Source organism: Pantoea conspicua, assembly GCF_002095315.1.
In the GTDB taxonomy this organism is placed as follows: Bacteria; Pseudomonadota; Gammaproteobacteria; order Enterobacterales; family Enterobacteriaceae; genus Pantoea; species Pantoea conspicua.
Window position 1 is genome coordinate 85592 of the sequence record NZ_MLFN01000003.1, and the last position, 24205, is coordinate 109796.

The 24205-nt window shown below is 53.6% G+C and carries 18 protein-coding genes and 3 pseudogenes; 11 read left to right on the forward strand and 10 right to left on the reverse strand.

Annotation, left to right across the window (positions count from 1 at the left end; translation table 11 throughout):
• Positions 1-2: 2 nt before the first annotated feature.
• Entirely contained in the window at positions 3-914 is a 912-nt protein-coding gene (gene osmF / locus HA41_RS02150; protein WP_094119384.1) for a glycine betaine ABC transporter substrate-binding protein OsmF, read from the reverse strand.
• Positions 915-1239: 325 nt separating this feature from the next.
• Between osmF and HA41_RS02155 the strand changes: the two genes are divergently transcribed.
• The 5 genes and pseudogenes from HA41_RS02155 to yidD all read left to right on the forward strand — a co-directional run bounded on the left by HA41_RS02155 (position 1240) and on the right by yidD (position 4549).
• Positions 1240-2715 carry an MFS transporter gene (locus HA41_RS02155; RefSeq protein ID WP_094119385.1) on the forward strand — a complete coding sequence of 492 codons (1476 nt, stop codon included), beginning with the start codon at positions 1240-1242 and terminating at the stop codon, positions 2713-2715.
• A 323-nt stretch (positions 2716-3038) separates the two neighbouring features.
• Complete coding sequence (locus HA41_RS02160; RefSeq protein WP_094119386.1) at positions 3039-3350, forward strand: type II toxin-antitoxin system RelE/ParE family toxin; 312 nt, start codon at positions 3039-3041, stop codon at positions 3348-3350.
• The gene (nadS, locus tag HA41_RS02165) at positions 3350-3643 is read left to right on the forward strand and encodes a NadS family protein (RefSeq protein WP_094119387.1); all 294 of its coding nucleotides are present in this window, start codon (positions 3350-3352) and stop codon (positions 3641-3643) included. The genes HA41_RS02160 and nadS overlap by 1 nt, the downstream gene beginning before the upstream one ends.
• A gap of 470 nt (positions 3644-4113) precedes the next feature.
• A pseudogene (locus HA41_RS21275) lies at positions 4114-4341 on the forward strand (DUF4177 domain-containing protein).
• The gene (yidD, locus tag HA41_RS21640; RefSeq protein WP_208612734.1) at positions 4304-4549 is read left to right on the forward strand and encodes a membrane protein insertion efficiency factor YidD; all 246 of its coding nucleotides are present in this window, start codon (positions 4304-4306) and stop codon (positions 4547-4549) included. The pseudogene HA41_RS21275 and the gene yidD overlap by 38 nt, the downstream one beginning before the upstream one ends.
• 104 nt (positions 4550-4653) lie before the next feature.
• Here yidD and idi read toward each other — a convergent pair whose 3' ends face one another.
• The 3 genes and pseudogenes from idi to HA41_RS02190 all read right to left on the reverse strand — a co-directional run bounded on the left by idi (position 4654) and on the right by HA41_RS02190 (position 8508).
• On the reverse strand, positions 4654-5181 hold the full coding sequence (idi, locus tag HA41_RS02180) for an isopentenyl-diphosphate Delta-isomerase (protein WP_094119388.1): 528 nt from the start codon (positions 5179-5181) through the stop codon (positions 4654-4656).
• Between the two features lie 143 nt (positions 5182-5324).
• Positions 5325-7220, reverse strand: a complete 1896-nt coding sequence (locus HA41_RS02185) for a methyl-accepting chemotaxis protein (RefSeq protein ID WP_094119389.1) — start codon at positions 7218-7220, stop codon at positions 5325-5327.
• A 179-nt stretch (positions 7221-7399) separates the two neighbouring features.
• Positions 7400-8508 (reverse strand): annotated as a pseudogene (locus HA41_RS02190) (suppressor of fused domain protein).
• Between the two features lie 259 nt (positions 8509-8767).
• On the opposite strand from HA41_RS02190, the gene HA41_RS02195 reads away from it, so the two are divergent.
• A complete protein-coding gene (locus HA41_RS02195) occupies positions 8768-9388 on the forward strand; it encodes a LysE family translocator (RefSeq protein ID WP_094119390.1) in 621 nt (206 codons plus the stop codon).
• Positions 9389-9651: 263 nt separating this feature from the next.
• On the forward strand, positions 9652-9999 hold the full coding sequence (locus HA41_RS02200; RefSeq protein WP_094119450.1) for a cupin domain-containing protein: 348 nt from the start codon (positions 9652-9654) through the stop codon (positions 9997-9999).
• A gap of 133 nt (positions 10000-10132) precedes the next feature.
• Here HA41_RS02200 and HA41_RS02205 read toward each other — a convergent pair whose 3' ends face one another.
• On the reverse strand, positions 10133-10864 hold the full coding sequence (locus HA41_RS02205; protein ID WP_094119391.1) for an aspartate/glutamate racemase family protein: 732 nt from the start codon (positions 10862-10864) through the stop codon (positions 10133-10135).
• A gap of 308 nt (positions 10865-11172) precedes the next feature.
• On the opposite strand from HA41_RS02205, the gene HA41_RS02210 reads away from it, so the two are divergent.
• Entirely contained in the window at positions 11173-12075 is a 903-nt protein-coding gene (locus tag HA41_RS02210; protein WP_094119392.1) for a pyridoxal-phosphate dependent enzyme, read from the forward strand.
• Between the two features lie 294 nt (positions 12076-12369).
• On the opposite strand, the gene HA41_RS02215 is transcribed toward HA41_RS02210, so the two are convergent.
• The 5 genes from HA41_RS02215 to bglX form a co-directional block, all read right to left on the reverse strand.
• Positions 12370-12915 carry a CpmK protein gene (locus HA41_RS02215; protein ID WP_244175078.1) on the reverse strand — a complete coding sequence of 182 codons (546 nt, stop codon included), beginning with the start codon at positions 12913-12915 and terminating at the stop codon, positions 12370-12372.
• A complete protein-coding gene (locus HA41_RS02220; RefSeq protein WP_094119393.1) occupies positions 12912-13460 on the reverse strand; it encodes a carbapenem self-resistance protein CarG family protein in 549 nt (182 codons plus the stop codon). The genes HA41_RS02215 and HA41_RS02220 overlap by 4 nt, the downstream gene beginning before the upstream one ends.
• Positions 13457-14290 (reverse strand): SUMF1/EgtB/PvdO family nonheme iron enzyme, encoded by an 834-nt coding sequence (locus HA41_RS02225; RefSeq protein WP_244175079.1) that lies wholly within the window; start codon positions 14288-14290, stop codon positions 13457-13459. Before HA41_RS02225 ends, HA41_RS02220 begins: the two co-directional genes overlap by 4 nt.
• Positions 14291-14565: 275 nt before the next feature.
• On the reverse strand, positions 14566-15441 hold the full coding sequence (locus HA41_RS02230; RefSeq protein ID WP_094119394.1) for an oxygenase MpaB family protein: 876 nt from the start codon (positions 15439-15441) through the stop codon (positions 14566-14568).
• 87 nt (positions 15442-15528) lie between these two features.
• Entirely contained in the window at positions 15529-17826 is a 2298-nt protein-coding gene (gene bglX / locus HA41_RS02235; RefSeq protein WP_094119395.1) for a beta-glucosidase BglX, read from the reverse strand.
• 156 nt (positions 17827-17982) lie between these two features.
• On the opposite strand from bglX, the gene dld reads away from it, so the two are divergent.
• The 3 genes and pseudogenes from dld (at position 17983) to HA41_RS02250 (ending at position 24105) form a co-directional block, all read left to right on the forward strand.
• A complete protein-coding gene (dld, locus tag HA41_RS02240) occupies positions 17983-19686 on the forward strand; it encodes a D-lactate dehydrogenase (RefSeq protein WP_094119396.1) in 1704 nt (567 codons plus the stop codon).
• A 320-nt stretch (positions 19687-20006) separates the two neighbouring features.
• Positions 20007-21404 carry a chitoporin ChiP gene (gene chiP, locus HA41_RS02245; protein ID WP_094119397.1) on the forward strand — a complete coding sequence of 466 codons (1398 nt, stop codon included), beginning with the start codon at positions 20007-20009 and terminating at the stop codon, positions 21402-21404.
• Positions 21405-21455: 51 nt separating this feature from the next.
• Positions 21456-24105 (forward strand): annotated as a pseudogene (locus HA41_RS02250) (beta-N-acetylhexosaminidase).
• The last annotated feature ends 100 nt before the right edge of the window (positions 24106-24205 follow it).

Genomic DNA, 24205 nt, shown 5'->3' on the forward strand with positions numbered 1-24205 from the left:
GGTTACAGCAGCTTCTGCTGTTGCAGCCATTCTTTCGCCACGCTGCTGGCATCCTGGCCATCGACCGCGATTCTGGCGTTCAGCTGTTGCAGCGTTTTCTCGTCGAGCGCGCTGAATACCGGCTTCAGCCACGCATCAATCTGCGGATAGGCTTTCAGCACGGATTCACGAATTACCGGCGTTGGCGCATAGATCGGCTGTACGCCTTTTGGATCGCTCAGTGTCTGTAAACCCAGCGCTGCCACCGGACCGTCAGTGCCGTAGGCCATTGCCGCGTTGACGCCTGAGGTTTGCTGCGCCGCCGCACTGATCGTCACCGCGGTATCCCCGCCCGCCAGCGACAGCAACTGATCCTGATTAAGATCAAAGCCATAAGCCTTTTCAAACGCCGGTAATGCATCGCTGCGCTCAATAAATTCTGCCGAGGCGGCCAGTTTGAACGTGCCGCCTTTTTTCAGCCAGGCGCTGAGGTCGGCCAGTGAGGTAAGCTGGTTTTTCTCTGCCAGATCTTTACGCACCGCAATGGTCCAGGTGTTGTTGGCGGGCGCAGGCGTCAGCCACACCAGATGATTCTTTTCAGCATCCAGTTTTTTAACTTTTTCGTAGCCCTGACGGGCATTTTTCCAGGCACTGTCTTTTTCATCATTGAAGAAAAAGGCACCGTTACCGGTATATTCCGGATAAATATCCAGCTCGCCAGCGGTGATAGCCCCGCGCACCACCTGCGTGGTCCCCAGCTGGATTTTATTGACGGTTTTCACGCCATGCTTCTCCAGCACCTGCAAAATCACATTACCCAGCAGCGATCCTTCAGTATCAATTTTCGACCCGACCCGCACCGGATCGGCCGCGTGTGCGAGACCCAGACTGAGCAGCAAGGCGCTCAGTCCGACCCAACCCCGAATTCTGACCATGACTCATTCCTTATCGCGTGTTATTGCCTGTTGTGACAGACAGTTGTTATCGATCGTACTCACGCCGGTAGCACCTGACAGATGCTACGCTATTCCGGCCAGGCAGCAGCGCACCCTGATAAATGCCGTAGCCTGACGCACAGCGGTTTGGTTAGCCGCTTTAAAAGCGTAGCCTGGCTATGCCGGACCGTAGATGACTTTATCGCAAACTGATAACAATTTGAGATTAAAAACGTATTGATCATAACTGAAATGAATTTACGTCTGGGCGTCTAAACGGCTATCCTCGGTGCCCTGTTTTCAAAAATAAAAGAATCACAACATCATGTCCGACCTGATCTCTTCCGCCCATGTGGCGACAACAGGGAGTGCGCCGACCGGCGAAACGCAGTGGATCCGCAGCGCGGCCGATGTCTCCCGTTTAGTCAACAGCGGCGATAGCGCCCGCAATAATGCGCGAATTGTGGTTGCCATCGCGCTCGGTGGCGTGTTCCTCGACGCGTACGATCTCGGCGCGCTGGCGTTTGGTATCAAAGACATCGCGCGCGAGTTTAATCTCAGCCCGACCGGCACCGGCATGGTTGCTTCGGCCATCACCTTCGGTGCGATTATTGGCGCGCTGATTGGCGGCTACCTGACCGATAAAATTGGCCGTTATCGGGTCTTTATGGCCGATATGTTCTTTTTTGTGGTAGCGGCGATCGCCTGTGCCTTTGCGCCGAACGAATATGTGCTGGGCGGCGCGCGCTTTGTGATGGGTCTTGGCGTTGGCATCGATCTGCCGGTGGCGATGGCGTTTCTGGCGGAATTTTCAAAGCTGCGCGGTAAAGGTAATAAGGCAGCCAGCGTGGCGATGTGGTGTCCGACCTGGTATGCGGCAATCAGCATCTCTTATCTGCTGGTGCTACTGCTGTATGCCGTCCTGCCGGAAAGCCACACTGACTGGTTGTGGCGGCTTATTCTCGGCTTTGGTGCGGTACCGGCGATCATCATCATCGCCATTCGCAGCCGTTACATGAGCGAGTCGCCGGTGTGGGCCGCAAATCAGGGCGATCTGCAAGGCGCCGCCTCCATTTTACGCAGCGCATGGAACATTAACGCCCAGGTGGCGCAGGATGCGGCCCTCACGCCCGTCAGACCGGCACGACCGGCCAGCTGGCGTAACTACGGCGCGCTGCTGCAGGGGGTCTATCGACGCCGTACTCTGCTGGCGACCATCACCTCCATTGCCTCCTCCTTCGCCTATAACGCAGTGGCGTTTGGCCTGCCGGTGATTATCACCAGCTTCTTTGCTCAGTCGATGCTGACTACCATTCTGGTGTCGCTGGCGCTGAATCTGCTGTTTGCTTTTGTCGGCGGTATTCTGGCGGTGCGGCTGGTGCCGCGTCTCGGGGCCTGGAAAATGTCGGTGGCCGGTTATGCCTGTCAGTGCGTGGCGCTGCTCGGGCTGGCGCTGATTGGTCGTCCGGAAGGCGGCCAGGAAGCGGCGCTGGCGATTGGTATGCTGGCGCTGTTCCTGTTTGGTCAGGGCTTCGGTCCCGGTTCGCATACCATGACCTTTGCCTCACTCAGCTATCCGACCTCACTGCGCGGCGTCGGCGTTGGCTTTAACCAGACGCTGATGCGTGGCAGTTCGACCCTGTCGCTGTTTCTGTTTCCTGTGCTGGTCGCCGCGCTGGGGACCGGCGTGTTCTGGGTCATTTTCCTGGCACCGCTGACGGGTCTGCTGGCGTTGCTGGTGATCCGCTGGGAACCGTCAGGCTACGATGTTGATGCTGAGGATTTTGAGCTGCCGCGATAAATCAAAACCCGTTTTGTAAGTTAAGCGCTGGCTCAGGGAGCAAACGTCCTCCGCAAAGAAGCAAAAGACGCCCTCCCTGGCCCGCGATGCTTTACTAAGAACGTTTGCTCCTGTCGCTTTACGTTTTGTCGCTGCCTGAGAATATGGAGCAATGAATTATTAATACATTACAGAAAGTTAATGAACTCATCTCAGTTCAAATCAACGTATAAATCGTCAGTGTCAAAACCTCCCACGCGGCCACATAGCACTTCACCGTACGCCATTGACTTACTCTATTTGCATGTTAACATGATTTCACCCTACGCCATTGACGTACAGACATGTTATTTATTGAGACTCCTGTATTCACGGAAGATGTAAAGGAACTACTCAGCGATGATGAATATCGCGAGTTTCAAGAATTCATGGCTGACAATCCAGGCTGGGGTGATGTTATCCAGAATACGGGCGGTCTGCGTAAAGTTCGCTGGGCGGCCAAAGGCAAAGGTAAGCGTGGCGGCGTTCGGGTGATTTATTATTATAAAGTCTCTGAATCACAAATCAGGCTGTTGCTGATTTATAAAAAAGGCGTCCAGGATGATTTATCCGAGGATGAAAAAAATCTGTTAAGGGCGTTGAACGAGGGCTGGTAATGGACAAAAAACTGTTTGAGCGTTTGAAAGAAAGCATGACGCAGATGAATGAGATTGTCGAAGGCTCCCGCGAGCCTTCCCGCGAAATCACGGTCACTGCGGTTAAAGTCAAAGCAATCAGAAACGCGACTGGTCTTTCACAAAGCGGGTTCGCTAAGCTGATTTCGGTGAATGTAGACACGCTAAAAAACTGGGAACAGGGACGACGTGAGCCAACCGGCCCAGCTAAAGCTTTACTCCGGGCCATAGAACGCGATCCGCAGCATGTCATCCCGGCTCTTGCGGATAAATAGCCATTTCAGAAACCGGCTTTTGTGCTGGTTAGCGGGGATTAATCCGGGAAGCCAGAGAAAAATTAAATAAGAATTAAGCTAAAGAGAAAAAGGAATTTTCAAACAGCTCAATAAAGAGGCTGAAAAAACGATGAATACGAGCGGAATCGATTTCGTCGTCTGCAATGAGTAACCCCTCAGTTATTTGCCAGAGTTCTGACAGATAAAGGGTTATCTGGACTGAACCAGATAACCACCTACACAAAGCAATAATAAGCCTTAAACATCATGAAAATTGCAATGATTTTCCCGATAGCCTTCTCTAATTCTAAGCGCATCTTCCTGGTGCTTATTATTTGTAACTTGTTAACATAACTTTGCATAATAGTCTTATTACTTCCCTGACTTATGAACTATTTGAGTCTTGTAACGTTTGGCCTTACCATCAAAATCTACCACAACAAAAAGGAGTTTAAATATACACATATCAGATGGTTCAGATTCCACCCAACATTTCAGTCAAGGCAAAAGACAACAAGAATGGAATTGCCGCAGCATACCTGGAGCAAGAGGTTAATTAATGGGCTGCTGAAGGCTGGGAGTTCCAACGTGTTGACACCATTGGTATAGATGAACAGCCAGTATGCTTTGGCGGAAATAAATCCACCCTGACTCACTATTATGTCATTACCTTCAGAAAAGAAGCTGCAAGTGATTAAGTGGCTCAGTATTCGATTCGTCATGTTGTATCGGACATATGCACCGATGAATATCCGAAACCGCTGTCGTCACACTCCTTCTTGCTCTAAGTACGCCCTGATAGCGCTAAAACGCTTTGGCTTTATTACAGGATGGAAACGGGGGTTACAGCGAATTTACCGCTGCCGGCCACCTAATTGCGGAATTGATTACCCTCCGCACAGATAAGCCGAAAATGTTAAAGGTCACCGGGAGTGTGCTGGTGACCTTATTTACATATGCAATTTGAATAGAAACCAGAGGCTGTTAAGCAGGCGCCTTTAAAGCGTTTTTTATGCCGGAAACGCGTCAAGATGCGCCGGGATGCGCGGGAAGGTGTGCAAAAACCACGGGGTAAATTGCTGCGGCTGCAGCTGCATCTGCTGTTCAATGGTTGCCAGCGAACGGTACTCAAAGGCATCCGCTTCCTGCGGATTAAGCTGCGGCAGACGATCGCTGACGGCAAAGAAGACGTGACCATATTCATGCTCGGTCAGGCCATTACTCAGCGGCAGGTTGTAGCTCAGCTCGAACATCGGCGTCAGGCTGACCACCATACCCATCTCTTCACGCAGGCGGCGCTCGGCCGCATCCCGGGTCGATTCATGGGGATAAGGATGGCCGCAACAGGTATTACTCCACAATCCACCACAGTGATATTTATCACTGGCGCGCCGCTGTAACAGCAGCTCCTGTCGGGAATTGAAGACGTAGACCGTCACCGCGCGGTGCAGCAATCCTTTTTCATGCACTTCCAGCTTTTCCATTTTGCCGGTGGGACGATCGAGGTGGTCAACGAGGATAACTTCAATAGCAGACATGGCGTTTCCTTGAGATTATTCCCAACTATTCTGGCACAAGATTGCCTGTCTGGGCGGCCTGAAACGGTTTTTTTAACGTCAGTCTTTGATAAACAAATGAAGCGGAAAGTAAATCAGGCCAGCAAGGCTGGCCTGGAGAGGCGTTATAATTTAAAGCTCTGCACCACACGCTCAAGCTGGGTGCTCTGGACTTCCATTGCCTGCGCAGCCGCAGAGACCTGCTCCACCAGCACGGCGTTCTGCTGGGTAGTGCCGTCAAGCTGGGTAATCGCAACGTTAACCTGTTCAATACCCATACTCTGTTCACGGCTGGCTGACATGATTTCACTCATCAGGGTGGTCACACTGCTGACGCCCTGCATCAACTCATCCATGGTTTGCCCTGCCTGTTCGACCAGCGCGCTGCCGGCATCGATATTCGACACCGACTCTTCGATCAGCTTTTTAATCTCACGCGCCGAGTTAGCCGAACGCTGTGCCAGGTTACGCACTTCCGATGCCACCACGGCAAAACCACGACCCTGCTCACCGGCCCGCGCCGCTTCCACCGCCGCGTTAAGCGCCAGGATGTTGGTCTGGAAGGCGATGCTATCGATCACGCTGATGATATCGACCACTTTACGCGAAGAGTGATGAATCTCGCCCATGGTAGTCACCACCTGACGTACCACTTCGGTACCGCGCGCGGCGACCTGTGATGCATCGCCCGCCAGCTGGTTAGCATGGGTGGCGTTGTCAGCATTCTGCCGCACCGTACCGGTCAGCTCTTCCATTGAGGCCGCGGTTTCAACAATCGAACTGGCCTGATCTTCGGTACGCGACGAAAGGTTGGCGTTGCCGCTGGCAATTTCACGTGAGGCGGCGGTAATCGCCAGCGCGCTGTCGCCGACCTGCTGCATCAGCCCCTGCAGGTAACTGATAAACTGGTTAAAGCTCTGCGCCACCGCGTTAAATTCCGGGCTGTTGCTGGCGGGCAGACGCTGGGTCAGATCCGCACCGCCGGTCGACAGAGCTTCGATATTGCTGTTAAGCACGCTGAGGCGTTTCATCATGGCACGGACAAAACCGAGCAGCACCAGCAGCAGGATCACCGCCAGCGGGATCTGCACCAGGCCCAGCCGGGTCAGCATATTGTGAGATTGTGCTTTCAGCAGGCTGGTCGGCAGGCTACTGGCGAGATACCACGGGCTGCCGGGAATCGCCTGCACCAGCAGGGTCTGTTCACCGTCGTTGCTGTCAAAGGTAGTTTCCAGCGGCTGGCTGCCGACACCGTTCAGCAGTGCTTTCAGCGGCGCGGCCATCGGCAACTGTACATCGGCGAGGTTCTCCAGTTTCGGCGCGGCATTGACCAGCGCGCCGTTGCCAACCACTTTACCGTCGGCCTCAACGATCAGCACGTTGCCATGAATGGTTTCACCCATCTGTTTCGCCAGCTGGTTGAAGAAACCCAGCGTCACGTCAATGGTCGCAACGCCCCAGACGGAGCCGTCGCGATAGATCGCCATGGCACAGTTGGTACGCGGCTGCGGGCTGGCTGCATCCTGATAGGCTTTAGCCCAGGCACACTGCCCTTTCGCTGCTGCCATGCCATCTTTGTACCAGGATTGTTCCCAGTATTTGTCAGCTGCATCGGAGTTCCAGTAGGTATTGACCTGCAGTTCATTACTGGCGTTACGGGCAAAGAAGCTGCTGTTTTTTTCTTTCGCCGGATCGCGACGATTGGGCAAAGGCCAGATACCGCCGCCAAACACATTGCTGTCCTGATACTGGTTCACCAGCGTCGGCAGCAAGGTATCGATGGTAGCGCTATCCATCACAGACGCGGCTTCGGTAATGGCGCGCTGCTGCGCCTGGACGCGGTTCATCTGTTCGACGATGTCGGATGCCAGTGAATCGACCTGATAGCGAACCAGACTTCTTTCGCTGTCGATCAGCTGTGGAGCAACAAACTGGTTGATCACCCAGACGGTGATCAGGAGGAGCGCAACAAAGAAAGCGATGAGTGTTGCGGTGAAGCGGGATTGTGTTGTTTTTAACATCTTTGTTCCCCTGGACCTGGTGTGGCGCGATTGCCTTATTCGGGTTAACGGCGCGGCCCAGCGGAACTTGAGATGAGCAGGATCACAGTTTTAACATATGACTGATTCGCCTGAGAATTTAGTGTTAGTACCTGGCAACGTCGCCGCTTCCGGTTTGCCAGAAGCGGCGACGTTGCGCGTTATTCTGGTGAATCCACCACCTGCTGACGTGGCCGGAAGATGTGGTTATTGCCGTCAGCCGTCAGCCGCTCACGCAACTGTTGCCCGCCGTGCTCATCCGCCTGGGCAAACTGGCGCTCCGCCTCGGTAACCGGCGTGGTCCACAGCAGAGCTGGCCGATCACCGTCGCGCTTCGGCAGCTTCAGCTGCGCGCTCTCCGTGGCCAGCTCGCCCGACAGTAAAAGCTGTCAAAGCCGACCGGTGCCACTTCCGACGCCAGCGTATGTCCTTCGCCCAGCCAGGTCAGGCGCGCCCACGGCAGATGCACAAATTCCGCCAGCGCACTGGCCATCTGCACCGCATTGCCTTCGGTCATCACTTCGCCGTCAACCGCCATGCCGAGTTCGATACGGCGATACTGCGGGGCCAGCTCATCAAACAGATAATCAACCTGCGGCATCGGCCGGATGCTCATGCCGAGCGTCAGGAAGTACCAGACGCCCTGATGCCAGTGCTGCGAAATGGCCATCGGCGGCCAGCTGCCCTGATCGATGGCGTAATATTTCACCGACTCGCCAAAGCGCGCCTGGTAGCAGGCCATTAAATCCCGCTGCACCTTGTCCCACTCGCTGCCGTCGTGCCATTCACGCCAGAACTGACGCTGCTGCTCAGCGCGGGCGTAATAGTCGTTAGTAGATGCCGAACCCAGCGGAGCCGTCAGCCGGTTTTTTTTGATACAGCCGGCGGAGAAACTGACCTGCTTCTCCTGATACAGGCTCCAGCCTGGAATAACGGCCAGCAGCTGACCGTAATACCACAGGGCCGCACCATCATCGCTTGGCTCCCAGAGCACCTGTAAGCCCGCCGGATCAAGATCCGGCTCCGCTTCCAGGTTTCGGCAATACTCGGCGCTGAGCAGCGGCGCAATGCCCTGCTCCATCGCTTCGCGATCTTCCTGTGCCGGTGCCGGCAACAGGTTTCGTAACCAACAGCCGCGTACCGCGTACTGGCTGCGAAACAGATCGGTCGGCCAGATATAAAAATAGGCGGTGCGCGCATCCTGCTCGACAATCGCGGTCAGGGTGCGTTGCTGATTGTGGACTTCAGCAATCAGGGATTTGTACGTCATAGTGCCTCGACAAAGCCTGGAGGAATCCATTTTCCCCGAGAATAGAGCAGGATCGTGACTGGCGCCATCTGAGACAAGGGTAATAGTCTCAAAGTGTGGGGGTTTGGGCGTCGTGTGGTGAGATGCGGCACTTTAACTGTGCGGCCGTTGTTGGTTTTAAAGACCGCTTTGAGCGAAAAGCGGACCTTTAAAAAGCAATATTTGATGGATTGATTGTAGAGAATAAAATGATTAGCATCTGCTCTTTCGGACAAAGAAAATGACTGTTAACGATTCCCTCTTCGCATTCTCTCTCGCAGCACTGTTACTTACCCTGACTCCCGGCCTCGATACGGCACTTATTCTGCGCACCGCTTGTGCTGAGGGCGGCAAAAAGGCTTTTCACGCTGCGCTTGGCATTGATGCTGGCTGTTTTGTATGGGGCGCGCTGGTCGCGTTAGGTCTTGGTGCTCTTCTGGCGGTTTCAGAGATGGCTTACACTGTGCTCAAAGTTTGTGGCGCGGTCTACCTGAGCTGGCTGGGCTTACAACTGCTGATACGTCCCCGATCATCTTTCAGTGATGGCGATGACAACAACGGTTCTCAGGGGAACTGGTTTATCAGAGGAATGCTGGGGAATGTGCTCAATCCTAAAATGGGCATTTTCTATGTCTCTTTTTTGCCACAGTTCATACCTGCCGGTCACTCTCCTTTGATATGGACTTTTATCCTGGTCAGCATCCACGTAGCGATTGGAACTATATGGTCACTCACACTCATTTTATCCACACATTTTGCGTCAACCGTATTGAAGAAACGTCGCGTTGTCCAGGTGATGGATAGAGCAACAGGCGGCTTATTTTTATGCTTCGCGGCTAAACTTGCTATGAGCACGAGATAGCCTTGGGCTGGCTGTAAACGTCCGCTCCTGGCACTTAGCTGTCATTTGCGTGGGGCAAGGTCCGCTATGAGCGAAAAGCGGACATTATGGCCAGATAAAATTCTGCTTTCCCAATACATTGATAACTACTGGATATGTTTAACGATGCAGTTCAGATCTTTAGGTAAATAATCAAATCATAACCTGTTGCGAATCGACAGCATTTCTCGGTATAACTTTCTTAAGGTCGTTATAGATGGGCGCATGTAAACAGGAGACGGATGATGATTTCAAAGGAAAATGCAGAGCATTATTTCTGGGGCGACGATTGCGATGGTTGGTATCTGGTAAACCGTCAGGACATGCTGGTTATTCATGAGAAAATGCCTGCCGGCACTTATGAAAAGCGACACTTTCACTCCGTTTCCAGGCAGTTTTTCTTTGTTCTCAATGGTGTTCTTTCGATGGAGTTGGAAGGTAAATTGCATAATATCAAAGCCCTGCAGGGGCTGGAAATTCCACCGGGAACAAAGCATCAAGCCAGAAACGACACAGGGTCTTCCGTAGAATTTATTGTAATTTCACATCCGACGACTCGAGGAGATCGTTCTGACCTCCCTTCATCCTGCTGACGACTTATGAACAACTGCTACGGTTTGTCTTAACATAAGGCCAGCGTACTATGTATTAACCTACCTGAGTGCTTACAACACATGCTTCTGGCACAAAGCAGTTCTATTCAGGGCCATTGAAGCTGACCTCAGGTTAGCCGGTAATATGGGTTTCGCCTGTAGTTTTCCCGGACAGTCTCCTGTAGTGTTTAATGGTCGCGCTGGAAAGGCTGGCTCCCGTATCCACGATGACAAAGCTGAAAGTATTTTCAGTTATCAGGGGACTCAGATCTGTACAGGCAATAAGAAGAGCCTCCACCTTAAGATTTTCCACTACAGACATTAAATTGTTCCACTCTGACTGTGCATCAGGGTCATGAAAACCTTTCGTTTTAACCTGCCCAATCAACGATGTGGTCATTTCACGAAGTAGAGATGAATCAATAATCTCTTTGCCAGAAGCTTCTATCCGCGCCTGATAGAAACCCGCATCCAGCGTAGGTTCTGTAGCCAGTACTGCTACCCTGGTGACTTCTGCAGGCAGTGACTTAAGTGCGCTGTCTGCAATATGCAGAAGTGGAATACCAGCGCTCGCCGCTTTCATTTCAGCAAAATAGCAGTGTGCAAGGTTACAGGGAACAGCGATCAGACTCACTTTTGCCCTGACGAGTTCTGAAATACCCTGTTGCAGGATTGCGATCATCGCATCATCATCAATTTTTTTGCCCGGCCAGAAAGGCGTTGGCAACGAGATGATATGCATTTTAGGAAAATCCATATCATATTTCGCTCCGTACCCGACGTGACAGTCTGTCACCAGCATATCAATGAAGGGGGCTGTGGAGCGGGGTCCCATACCTGCAAGCACACCTATAGAAACAGTCATCGCCAGTGCCTCCTTTCGACATTCTCTTTACGATTGACCAATTATCGCTGAATGGCTTAAAGAATTACAGATTTATGATTTTTATGGTTATTTACCTGAGTTAATTATAATTATCGTTTTGCTTCCCGTCAGTGAGAGTATCACGGGTAAGAACACATCCGTGGAATATGCATGTCTAACTGTAACCAGCACAACCATTCAGATGTGTATCCACCGCATTCTGCTGATAAACCTTATGATGTCATCCTGGACAGGCTTCGGGCAGAACAGCAACTATGCTGTGAGATAAATTCATAGGATTTAGATTAATGGAAATAGGTATCCGTACCCCTCTCATACATTCTCTCCCTTTAAGCCAGCACAGCGGATGCTATGTCTGGCTGAAGATGGAGTCTTCCCAGCCCACCGGCTCTTTTAAGCTCCGCAGCGCGGGGCATGCCTGTTGCTATTATGCCAGTAAGGGCGCTACAGCATTTGTCAGTTCATCGGGTGGAAATGCCGGAATTGCGGTGGCACACAGCGGTCGCAGGCTGGGGCTGCCGGTAACTGTGGTTGTGCCGGAAACCACGTCAGCCAGAGCAAGACAGCTTATTGAGCAGGAAGGTGCCTGCCTCATTGTGCACGGGAAAGTATGGAGTGAGGCTAACGATTACGCCCTGGCACTGGCGACAGAGGACATCATCTATGTCCATCCCTTTGATAACCCGCTTTTGTGGGAAGGCATCAGCACAATCGTGGATGAAGTCATCAGTGAGGGTGTAAAACCTGATGCCGTTATTCTGTCCGTCGGCGGCGGAAGCATGCTGTCCGGCATAGCGCTGGGACTAGAAAAACATCAGCTTGGCCACATTCCGGTTTATGCCGTTGAAACCCACGGTACGGCCTCGCTTAATGCCTCGCTTAATGCCAATAAGCTGATGCGTCTTGATAAGGTCAGCGGCATAGCCACAACGCTGGCCGCAAGCCAGGTGTGCGAAAATGCTTTTAACGTGGCCAGCCGACTGGATGTAAGAAGTATGCTGGTTTCTGATGCGGAAGCACTGCATGCCTGCCGGCGCTTTCTCGATGATCATCGCGTACTCACTGAGCCGGCATGCGGAGTATCATTGTCACTCCTGTATGACAACAAAATCAGGTTCACTCCTGCCGACAATGTACTGGTCATTGTTTGCGGCGGGGCATCGATCACGCTGGAAGAGATAGCGGGCTGACAAAAGAATGGAATGATTACTCCGGAGTCTATTCCTGAATAATGCTGTGAGCTGCCCGGTTGACCGACGTATGGTGATGTGAAGTAAGTCTGCTTTTGGCGCCAGACGACCAGGAGCGTGCGGTTTACTCTTAGCTAACAGCAGACACTGGCTTTGTGAACATATCCGATGCTGAAGCTGTTAAGGACAGACGACTCCGGCGTGAGAGCTTATTGCTGGAGTGTCAGTCTTTACACTGTTAAACAAAGTGGATTGCGAAGCTTTAAGCCCCAAAAAATTTTTCAGGCCCGTCTGCTAATACAGTAAATCAAGCTGTTCAGGTTCACTGATAAGACGGAGATTTCCCTGGTTGTCCGTATTAAAGAGGGCCTGGTATCGCACTGAATCAATACCCATGACCAGATTATCGAGATCAGTATTGGCAACGCGTACTGAGTGATTTTTCGCCCAGTCTGGCAGGGCATGAATATAATAGGTAAATGTCACATCAGTCATGCCTTTGTTATCTGTCGAGACAGCCTTTATGCTTCTGACGCGCATGGTTCCATAGCAGAAATCATGATATTTCGTAAATGAAGCCTGGCCGTACGGGGTTAGCTGCCAGATTTTACTGCCTGCTTTCACATGAGCGATGATAAGGCCGGCATCGACAAGCGCCTCCATTTTTGCATTAATCCACTGGTCAGTACCTGTTCTTATTGAAACCGGCCACTGCTTTTCACCCAGACAAAGAGACTGCCGATTAAGTGACTGCTGTATAAGCTCACGGTACTGACTTTTGTACCCCGCACAACAGCAGAACGACAGGAAAAAAAGCAAAATCCCTGTGATACATTTCAACGAAATTTCTCCATATCCAGAATCTGAAAAGCTTCATTCACTTCATCAAAAGTGTGTTCAGTGAGATAAATTCCTGCCGGATCCCAGTAAAAAACAGACGTCCCGGGATCGTCGTTATTTTCCTCCAGCCGGAATCGTGAAAACCTGACTCGCGATTTATCGGTAAGGTCTCCGCCACCGGCGCTGCCGGCATATTTGACAGCCCTGATAAGGTAAACCCGACCTTTATAGCGGTGAAGTTCTGTGCCGCTTACCTTTAGGGCAGAGGCTGACAGTCTTAAATCTGCCCACGTAAAGCCATCGTCGTCCGGAACCGGTACGATAAACCAGTTTTTTCCCTGTCTGATAAAGACGTTGAGGGTCTCACTGGGATGAGAAGTGTTATTGTCATAAGTCGCGGAAAAGACGATGTCTGGTATGCCATCACCATTCAAATCAATGCTGTTCAGCCCCTTTTTCAGATAAATAAGGGTATCTGCCTGTAATGAAGCCGGAAGGCTTATCAGAATGGCTGTCAGTATTATAAAAGGCATTTTCAGGTTCAAAATTTCCGCACCAGTCTGAAGCCAGTGTCCGGCAGGGCGTAGCCGGCACTGTGCGTATCGCAGCTGGTCAGACTGCCCGTATGCAACAAGAAGCTGCCGCCGCAAAAATAGTACATTTTCATACCGGAAAGGGTGTCGAAAGCATCAACCCATTCCGAAACGTTACCGCTCATGTCATACAGACCGAGCGCGTTGGGCCGCAGGCTTTTCACACGGACAGTGCCGAAATGCGGATCGTTGAAGTCAGGGAACCAGGCGACAGCATTTGCGTTGTTGCTGCCAGCAAATCTGAAACCATACGAGCCATTTTCCAGTCCAGCCTTTCCTCCACGGGCGGCAACCTGCCATTCCTCGGCCGTGGGTAAGCGGTAACCATTAGCCCGGGCATCCTGGGTAAATTCGTAACGGGAACTGTCGCGTGCCGGGACGCCATTATTATTGAGATAGACCGGTCTCAGCCCTGCCTTTTCACTCAGGGCATTTGCAAAAATCACCGCATCTGACCATTCAATACTGGTAACCGGATGTGCACCGTTGTCTGTATCCCCCGGCCGGCAGTCCTCGTAAGCGGCCCCATTACATCCGACACCGAATACATAACCACGCTCAACAGCCCATTCGTGAACATCTGAATAAAGCCGGTAGGTGATTTCAGTACGCATGATCCAGAAGGTATTCAGCGTGATGTTGGCGTGTGCTGCATAGTCATGTTGGCCAAAAACGTTACCGGCATAATATCTACCCCCGGCAACCACGATTTCATCTGGGGATTGTGTTGCAGCGGCAAAGGCGGAAAAGACAGATAGCAGGCAGAAGAGTTTATTTTTCACGGAGCTATCCTGGCTCATTAAAATGTTCATTCATATGGCTGGTTTCCAACGTCACCAGACTATAGCAACGTTATATGCCCAAAGTTAAAAATATTAGGCAGGTAAGATCTGGAGCTTCTTTTCAGCCCCCTTGTACTGACTGGCAAAGGAAGTACGCCGTAATTTTAACAACGTCTTCGCCCACAACTTGAAAATGCCATGAAAGGTTTGTCACAGACGTTCTGCTAACGTCCGCTTCAGACACAAAGCGGACATTGATAACCCGGTTGAGCTCCTCACCCCACATCCCTTCCCATTCGCACCATCGCCCGATACCAGGCGCCGCGCTGAATCGACCAGCGTAACCCGACGGCAATCGCCGCGATCTGCTGATCGATTATCGCCTGCTGAAAGCGGCCGGTTTCACGACCCGACATCGCCTGCGCCCAGTCCGGCATCAGGCCAAAGCCTGATTTCAGCATTATCTTCATCACCGGCCTCGCCTGCCAGCTCGGTGCAGGGGCATTCATCAGCAAATGCGTTACTTCCGCCGTGCGCTGATCAAAGCGCAGCTCCGGACGCATCTGTTGCAGGTAATCCGCAACATCGACGACGCTTTTAGGCACCTTCTCCGCTCCCAGCGCTTCGGCGATCAATGCGGCTTCCTGATAATAGCGATCCTGATCGGCGCGACTGAGATGCGGATTTTTATAGCGCAGATGGGCAGCCAGAAAGCGACTGGTTTCCGCCACGTGAACCCAGGTCAGCAGATGCGGATCGCTGGCCGCATAGGGTTTACCGGCGCTGTCGACACCGCTGACTTTAAGGTGGATTCGCTTCACCCGTTCAATCAGCGTATGGGCATCCTGAGTATTACCAAAGGTGGTCACCGCGATAAACTGGCTGGTGCGCCGCAGGCGGCCCATCATATCCTGGCGAAAATTGGAGTGGTCCCAGACGCCCGCCAGCGCTGCCGGGTGCAGCATCTGTAACAGCAGCGCACTGATGCCGCCGCACATCATCGAGGTAAAATCACCGTGGACCTGCCAGATAACGCTGTCCGGACCAAACAGGCCGGGATCGCCGGGCGGCTGAGAAATGTCGAATTCATTCAGCGACAGGCCGTTAAGGCGAAACACCTGTTGCTGGATGCGGTCACGCAGATTAATCATGAGCACTCTGATAGCGGAAAGGAGGCGGCGCGCCGTTGTTGCCGGCGCGCCGCGTCACCTTCCCCCAGAACGAGGAAAGGTGAACGGTTATAAATAGTCGAACCGGGCGTCCTGGGTACGCACTGAATCCAGCCCGATCATCACATTAAATTTACCCGGTTCCGCCACCTGCTGCATCTGCTGGTTCCAGAACTTAAGCGCATCGACATCAATCTTAAAGGTCACGGTCTGCGACTCGCCCGCCTTCAGCATGATGCGTTTGAAGCCGCGCAGCTCCTGCACCGGACGGCTGATGGAAGCGACCGGATCGTTGAGGTACATCTGCACCACCGTCGCGCCGTCGCGCTTGCCGCTGTTGGTCACCGTGACACTGGCGTCAATCGTGCCGTTACGCGGCATGGTGCGGGATGACATTGTAACCGGCGATACGGTGAAGCGGGTATAACTCAGGCCGTAACCAAACGGATAGAGCGGACCGTTGGCCGCATCATAGTAATGCGAGGTGTATTTGTTTGGCTTCTCCGGATTGTAAGGACGGCCAGTCGGCAGGTGGTTGTAGTAGATCGGAATCTGGCCCACCGAGCGAGGAAAGGAGACTGGCAGCTTGCCCGACGGATTGTAATCACCGAACAGCACATCAGCGATAGCGTTACCGCCTTCGGTGCCGCTGAACCAGGTTTCCAGCACCGCATCAGCCATCCGATCCTCATTCACCAGCGCCAGCGGACGGCCATTCATCAGCACGATCACCAGCGGTTTGCCGGTGGCTTTCAGCGCGGCTAACAGTTTTTGCTGGCTCGGCGGGATCACCAGATCGCTACGGCTCGATGCTTCATGCGCCATCCCCTGCGCTTCACCCACCGCCGCGACCACCACATCCGCCTGCTTCGCTTTTGCAACCGCGTCATCAATCAGCTGCTGCGGCGAACGTGGATCCACCGATACCGCCTGTTCATACAGGTTGAGGAAATCCTGAATGCCTTTGTTGTCAGTAATATTGGCGCCTTTTTCATACAGCAGCGTCGCTTTGCCCGCCGTGGCATTGCGCATCCCCTGTAGCAGCGAAATGGACTGTTTCGCCACGCCAGCGGCTGACCAGCTGCCCATAATGTCGCGCTGACTGTCCGCCAGTGGCCCAATCAGGGCAATGGTGCCCGACTTCTTCAGCGGCAAGGTTTCCAGCCGGTTTTTCAGCAGCACCATGCTTTTGCGTGCCACATCGCGCGCTTCGGCCCGATGCAGGCGGCTTTCGGCATTGGTATCCTGCGGATCGCTCTCTTTCGGTCCCAGATGGCTGTAGGGATCGTTAAACAGTCCCATGTCATATTTGACGTTGAGCACGTGACGCGCCGCATCGTCGATTTCCGCCATGCTGACCGCGCCGCTCTTCACCAGATCAGGCAGATATTTGCTGTAATATTCGTCGCTCATGCTCATATCGACGCCCGATTTCAGTGCGATACGCACCGCATCCTGCGGATCGCTGGCGACGCCATGCTTGATCAGCTCTTTGATCGCGCCGTGATCGCTGATGGTAATTCCTTTAAATTTCCACTTATCACGCAGCAGATCTTTCAGCAGCCAGCCATCGGCGGTAGCCGGAACACCGTTGATTGAGTTCAGCGCCACCATCACGCCGCCACTGCCGGCATCCAGTGAGGCTTTATAGGGCGGCAGATAATCCTGGAACATCCGCTGTGGGCTCATGTCGACGGTGTTGTAATCGCGTCCACCTTCCACCGCGCCATACAGGGCGAAGTGTTTGACGCTGGTCATAATGTTATAGCGGTCGGCCGCGCTTTTGCCCTGCATCGACTGCACCATGCTGCGGCCCATTTCGCCGGTCAGGTAGGTATCTTCGCCAAAGCCTTCCGAGCCACGCCCCCAGCGCGGTTCACGGCTGACATCGACCATCGGCGCCCAGGTCATATTCAGACCATCGTCGGCCGCTTCATAGGCGGAAACCCGTCCCACCTCTTTGACTGCCTCAAGATCCCAGCTGGCGGCCAGGCCGAGCGGAATCGGGAAAATAGTGCGCTGGCCGTGGATCACATCGTAGGCGAAGAACAGCGGAATTTTCAGACGGCTGAGCTGCATCGCCTGATCCTGCATCGCACGGATATCCTGACGGGTCACGGTATTGAAAATGGCGCCAACCTGACTTTTTTGAATCATCTCACGGATGACTTCTTTTGGATTATCAGGCCCGACGCTGATTAAACGCAGCTGGCCGATCTTTTCATCCAGCGTCATTTTTTTAAGCAGATCGTTGACGAAGGCATCCCGCGCCTGTTCGGTCATCGGGTGGTTACCTGGCATTGTCTCAGCCAATGCCGGTTGCATCGCAAGGGAGACAGCGAGACTAACAGAGTAAATCCATTTCATCAGGTTGGGTTCTCTTAAGTAACTGCGCAATATCGAATAAACAGGCGGCAGTGTGCCACAAGAAGAGAATAGCAGGTAGCCTGCCGGTGTCACACTGCGTTGCAGCGGGTTGACGTGCTACAGTAATGACGCACTAATAAGACAAGGGAATTGCCCATGAAACAGACCTCTGCCCTGCTTTCTGACTTGCGCCGCCTGGTCGGCCCTACGCATCTGCTTACTGAACCTGAACAGACCGCCCGCTACCGTAAAGGCTTTCGCTCCGGCGAAGGCGACGCGCTGGCGGTAGTGTTTCCTGCCACGCTGCTGGAGTTGTGGCGCGTGTTGCAGACGCTGGTCAATGCCGACGCCATCATTCTGATGCAGGCAGCCAATACCGGCCTGACAGAAGGCTCCACCCCGCACGGCGACGATTACGATCGTCCGCTGGTGATCATCAGTACCCTGCGGCTGGATAAGCTCCAGTTAATTGATGAAGGCAAGCAGGTGCTGGCGTTTCCCGGCAGCACGCTCTATCAGCTGGAAAAAGTGCTTAAACCGCTGGGACGCGAGCCGCATTCGGTGATTGGATCGTCCTGCATTGGTGCCTCGGTGCTGGGCGGGATTTGTAATAACTCCGGCGGTTCGCTGATTAAACGCGGCCCGGCCTACAGTGAAATGGCACTGTTCGCGCAGATAGATGCGCAGGGAAAACTGCGGCTGGTTAACCATCTCGGCATCGATTTAGGCCACTCACCGGAAGAGATTCTGGGCCGGCTGGATGACGATCGCTGGCAGCAGACCGATGTCCTTCATGATGGACGTCACGCCTCCGATCATGAATATGCCAGCCGGGTACGCGAGATCGATGCTGACACGCCGGCCCGCTATAACGCCGACGCGCGTCGCCTGTTTGAGGCATCTGGCTGTGCCGGTAAACTGGCGGTATTCGCCGTGCGTCTTGATACTTTTGCCAGCGAACCGCAGCAGCAGGTGTTCTATATCGGTACCAACGATCCCAGCGTACTGAGCGATATCCGCCGCCACATGCTGGCGCACTTCAGCAATCTGCCGGTGGCGGGTGAATATATGCACCGCGACATCTATGACATCGCCGAAGTCTACGGCAAAGACACTTTCCTGATGATCGACAAGCTGGGCACCGATAAGATGCCGCTGTTCTTCACCCTGAAAGGTCGTGTGGATGCCTGGCTGAGCAAACTGTCATTCATTAAACCGCACTTCAGCGATCGCCTGTTGCAGCGCCTGAGCCAGCTGTTCCCGGCCCATCTGCCGAAACGCATGAAGCAGTATCGCGACAAATATGAACACTACCTGATGCTGAAAATGTCCGGTGACGGCGTGGCCGAAGCGCGTAACTACCTGCGCGATTACTTTCGCGAAGGCGGCGGCGAATTTTTCGAGTGCGAAGGGAAAGAAGGTGCCCATGCGTTTCTGCATCGTTTTGCCGCCGCAGGTGCAGCGGTGCGCTATCACGCAGTGCATGCGGAAGAGGTGGAAGATATTCTGGCACTGGATATCGCCTTGCGCCGCAACGATCCCAACTGGTTTGAAACCCTGCCCGAGGCGATAAAAGGGTCGCTCAGCCACTGCCTCTACTACGGTCACTTCTTCTGTCACGTGTTCCATCAGGATTACATCGTCAGAAAAGGGGTTGATGCTCATCTGCTGAAAGCGCAGATGCTGGAGATTTTGCAGGCGCGCGGGGCGGAGTATCCGGCGGAACACAATGTCGGTCACCTCTATCAGGCCAAACCGCAGCTGGCGGCCTTTTACCGACAGCTTGATCCCACCAACAGTTTTAATCCGGGCCTGGGCAAAACCAGCAAACTAAAAGGCTGGGCGGTCAGGCAGCCTTAATCTATCGACAAAGCGCTCTTCTGCCACTAAAGCCTGCCGATCCGGGCAGGCTTTTTAATGACCGGACGCTGTTAACGGGGTCCCGGCTGCGTGCATTACTTTCCTTAACAAGGCTGATTAAGCTAAATAACATTGATAGCGATAAAAATTAATTCGCATTCTAATGTCGCGACTGCTTTATTTGCGCACTTTTTCTTTCTGAGCAACCTCTCACAAAAGGATCAACGGCCGGTTGATCCTTTTCGTCATGAAAAATAGATTGGCAAAAGTTTATATTTTTATAATCAAATTGCTCGCTATTCATTCAGGGAGGATGAGCGATGCGTCAGATTAATTACGCCTTCGCGTTAACAGAAATCGTTATTATAACAACCTTTATGTCAGCCTTATCGGCATTACCCGCTTATGGAGCGGGTTTTATTGAAGAGAGCTCGTTAAAAGGGAATATTTTTTACTGGCAGCGTCAGCGCGATCGCAAAGAGCTTGATTCGGCAAATGAATATCATGGTGAGTATCGGGCTCATCTGCATCACGCCACGCTGAACAGCAATCTGGCATATCAGTCAGGCTACGCTGCAGGCTGGGTGGGCGTCGATTTTGCCCTGTATGGCGCAGCAGAACTGGCTAACAGCGGTCCGGCGGCCCCGAATGAAATCGGTTTTAGCCAGGCGCGGCGTCGCTGGGATGAAAAATGGCGTGGCGACACCAGTGGTGTCTCGATATATCAGGCGGCGCTCAAATTTAAATTTAATGATAACTGGATGCGTACGGGTTATATCCAGCCCACCGGCCAGACTTTAATTTTACCACACTGGAGTTTTTTACCGGGAACTTACCGGGGATTTGAAGCGGGTTCCCGCTATGATTTCGGCGAGGCAGGCAGATTATTATTCTCTTACCTCTGGAGTGACCGATATAAATCGCCGTGGTATCGCGAATTATATCATTTCCGCCAGGCGGATGGCGTTACAGATATTCGTTACCTCCATTCCATTGGTGCAAAATATAGTTTCAACAATAGTCTGATGGTGGAAGTCGCATTCGGTCAGGCTGTGGGATATATCGATCAATATTTCGTAAAAACCTCATGGACGATGCCGTTCAGCGGTAACGATCTGCACACCAGTTATCAGTTTTATGGCGCGCACGATAAACAACAGGGCGGTGCCAGCAATGCTAATGACGTTTATGACGGTCTTGCCTGGCTGCAGGCGCTCACCTTTGGCTATCGCGTCGGTCCGGTCGATCTGCGGCTGGAAGGCAGCTGGGTCAAAGCCGAAGGGAATCAGGGCTTCTTTTTACAACGTATGACGCCAGGTTACGCCAGTTCCAATGGACGACTGGATATCTGGTGGGATGCCCGCTCCGACTGGAACGCCAACGGTGAAAAAGCGATTTTTGTCGGTGCCCTGCTCGACTTAACGCCCTGGCAGCTGGCGGGCTGGAAAGTAGGTGGCTCCCGGGTCTGGGGCTGGGACGCCCGACCCGCCACCCAGCCCCGGTTTGACCAGAGTCAGCGGCTGAGAGAGTCCGCCTGGAATCTCGATCTGATCTACCAGGTTCAGCAGGGCCGCGCTAAAGATACGCTGTTTAAACTGCACTACACCCGCTACGACAATCACAGCAATCTGCCCAGTTACAGCGGGGGTTATGGCAATATTTTTCAGGACGAGAAGGATATCAAACTGATGGTGATCGCACCCTTTACCCTGTTCTGACCGCACGCCGCAGACCCGGATCCCTCTCCAGCCGATACAAGGATGATGACCATGTTAACCCAACGTCTTTTTGCGCTCAGCCTGCTGAGCGTTGCCCTCTCCAGCCCTGCCAGTCCGTCAGAGCAGTCGCTGGTAAACCAGATCAGCCAGTTTGGCGTGACCTATCAGGTAAAGGATAATCTGGCCGCCCTGCACGGTATCGACTGCGCGGCATTAGGGGCCGACTGGGCGGCCTGTAACCGCGCCACCATTACCCTGACCAACCACGGTCCGGCGCTGACGGACAGACAGTGGGCCATTTATATGAGCAACGTCCATCAGACGCTGCGGGTGGATAACGACCAGTTTAAGATGACCCATATTGTCGGTGATTTAACCCGCCTTGAGCCTACCGATAAGTTCACCGGCATCGGGGCTGGCGAGTCGGTAGAGATCCCGATCGTGAACGAATACTGGCAACTGTTTATCACCGATGTGATGCCGCGCTGGTATGTCACCGCCGGTCAGGCAACGCCACAAATCATTACCAGCACCGACAGCGAAGATCTCAGCAAGTTTGTGCTGCCGTTTGGGGATAACTGGCGACGCAGCGCGGATGACCACAATGTGCTGATGCAGCCAGTCAGCCGCTTTGATAAAAACAGCGATATCACGCCTCTGCCCGCTTCAGCATTACGCGGTCAGATCAGCCCGACGCCACTTGACGTTAAACTCCATCCGCACGATGCGTCACTCAGCCGCGGCGTCACGCTGTCGCTCAACGGGCTGAGTACCGCTACGCGTCAGGCGGTTGTTCAGCGCTTTGAGCAACTGGGTGTCCAACAACACGCGTCGGGCTATGCGATTACCAGTGACATCCGGCCAGGCTATTTCAGCGGCGCACTGGCCAAATCCGGTGCTTACCGGCTGAATATCAACGCCCGCAGTGCCAGCATCGTCGGCTACGACGCCGCCGGGGCGTTTTATGGGCTGATGTCGATTCTCTCCCTGATCCCGGCTGACGGTGCCCCGCAGATCGCCACGCTGGACGCGACAGATGCGCCCCGCTTCGTCTATCGCGGTGCCTTTCTTGATGTGGCGCGCAATTTCCATAGCAAACAGGCGGTACTGCGGCTGCTCGATCAGATGGCGGCGTGGAAGATGAATACTTTCCATTTTCACCTGAGTGATGATGAGGCTGGCGGATTGAAATTCCCGGCCTGCCGGAATTAACCAGGGTGGGCAGCCAGCGCTGCCATGATCTCACTGAACAGCGCTGCCTGCTGCCGCAGCTCGGGTCGGGTCCGTTCAGTGACAACAACGGCAGCGGCTATTTCAGTCGCGCGACTACATCGAGATTGTGGAGTATGCGCAGGCGCGCCATATCACCGTCATCCCGGAGATCGATATGCCCGCCCATGCGCGTGCGGCAGTGATTGCCATGGAGGCGCGCTACCAGCGACTGATGCGTGCCGGGCAACCCGCTCAGGCCAGTGCGTATCGCCTGATCGATCCGACGGATGACTCCAATACCACGTCGGTGCAGCTCTACGATCGCACCAGCTATCTCAATCCCTGCATTGATGGTTCACAGCGCTTTGTCGGCAAAGTGATCGGTGAGATTCAGGCGATGCACCGCGAAGCGGGACAGCCGTTAACCAGCTGGCATTTTGGTGGTGACGAAGCAAAAAATATTCGCTTTGGTCCGGGCTACTCCGATCGCCACCAGCCTGAGCCCGGCACCGGCCTGCGCGACTGGCAGCAGGAAGATCGGCCCTGGGCTAAATCGCAGGTTTGTCAGGCGCTGGTCAGCAGCGGAAAAGTAAAAGATCTGGCGCACCTGCCGAGCTATTTTGCGCTGACGGTCAGTGCAATTGTCCAGCGTCACGGTATCGGCAAAATGCAGGCGTGGCAGGACGGTTTAAAAGATGCAAAAGATGCGCGTGCGTTCGCCACCCCACGCGTGGCGGTCAATTTCTGGGATACCCTCTACTGGGGCGGTTTTGACAGCGCCAGCGACTGGACACAGAAAGGCTATGATGTGGTGATTTCCAGCCCCGACTACCTCTATCTCGATTTCCCCTCTGAGGTCAATCCGCTGGAACGCGGCTACTACTGGGGCACCCGCTTCAGTGATGAACGCAAAATATTTTCCTTCGCCCCCGATAACCTGCCGCAGAATGCTGAGACCTCAACAGATCGCGACGGTAACGCTTTCAGCGCTAAATCAGATAAGCCCTGGACCGGTGCCTATGGTCTTTCCGCCCAGCTGTGGAGTGAAACCGTGCGTACCGACCCGCAGATGGAATATATGATTTATCCCCGTTTGTTTGCGGTGGCAGAGCGCAGCTGGCATCGCGCCAGCTGGGAGCTGGACTACCGTGCGGGACGGGAATTTATCGGCGGACAGACCCGTCTGGTGGATCGTCATGCGCTCCAGCAGGACTGGCAACGCTTCGCTAACCTGCTGGGACAGCGTGAGCTGGCGAAGCTGGACAAAGCCGGTATCGCTTATCGCCTGCCAGTGCCGGGCGCGAAAATTGTCGCAGGCGTGCTGGCGATGAATGTTGCGTTGCCTGGTGTGACGCTGGAATACAGTCTGGATAATGGCACACACTGGCAGCGGTACGATGCTGCTCAACCACCGCAGGTGAGTGGTGCAGTACAGGTACGTTCGGTCAGCGCCAATGGGCTCCGCAGCAGCCGGGTTGAGTCACTGTAAAGCAGAGGGACAACGCGCGGCCGTGGTGTGGCCTGGCAATGTCAGACCGGATTTATCAGCCCAGGCTGCCAGGCCGGTAAACCCAATAAAAAAGGCCGAC

Coding starts and splice junctions, on each gene's coding strand:
- osmF (WP_094119384.1), bottom strand. CDS start 914: ATGGTCAGAATTCGGGGTTGGGTCGGACTGAGCGCCTTGCTGCTCAGT.
- HA41_RS02155 (WP_094119385.1), top strand. CDS start 1,240: ATGTCCGACCTGATCTCTTCCGCCCATGTGGCGACAACAGGGAGTGCG.
- HA41_RS02160 (WP_094119386.1), top strand. CDS start 3,039: ATGTTATTTATTGAGACTCCTGTATTCACGGAAGATGTAAAGGAACTA.
- nadS (WP_094119387.1), top strand. CDS start 3,350: ATGGACAAAAAACTGTTTGAGCGTTTGAAAGAAAGCATGACGCAGATG.
- yidD (WP_208612734.1), top strand. CDS start 4,304: ATGTCATTACCTTCAGAAAAGAAGCTGCAAGTGATTAAGTGGCTCAGT.
- idi (WP_094119388.1), bottom strand. CDS start 5,181: ATGTCTGCTATTGAAGTTATCCTCGTTGACCACCTCGATCGTCCCACC.
- HA41_RS02185 (WP_094119389.1), bottom strand. CDS start 7,220: ATGTTAAAAACAACACAATCCCGCTTCACCGCAACACTCATCGCTTTC.
- HA41_RS02195 (WP_094119390.1), top strand. CDS start 8,768: ATGACTGTTAACGATTCCCTCTTCGCATTCTCTCTCGCAGCACTGTTA.
- HA41_RS02200 (WP_094119450.1), top strand. CDS start 9,652: ATGATTTCAAAGGAAAATGCAGAGCATTATTTCTGGGGCGACGATTGC.
- HA41_RS02205 (WP_094119391.1), bottom strand. CDS start 10,864: ATGACTGTTTCTATAGGTGTGCTTGCAGGTATGGGACCCCGCTCCACA.
- HA41_RS02210 (WP_094119392.1), top strand. CDS start 11,173: ATGGAAATAGGTATCCGTACCCCTCTCATACATTCTCTCCCTTTAAGC.
- HA41_RS02230 (WP_094119394.1), bottom strand. CDS start 15,441: ATGATTAATCTGCGTGACCGCATCCAGCAACAGGTGTTTCGCCTTAAC.
- bglX (WP_094119395.1), bottom strand. CDS start 17,826: ATGAAATGGATTTACTCTGTTAGTCTCGCTGTCTCCCTTGCGATGCAA.
- dld (WP_094119396.1), top strand. CDS start 17,983: ATGAAACAGACCTCTGCCCTGCTTTCTGACTTGCGCCGCCTGGTCGGC.
- chiP (WP_094119397.1), top strand. CDS start 20,007: ATGCGTCAGATTAATTACGCCTTCGCGTTAACAGAAATCGTTATTATA.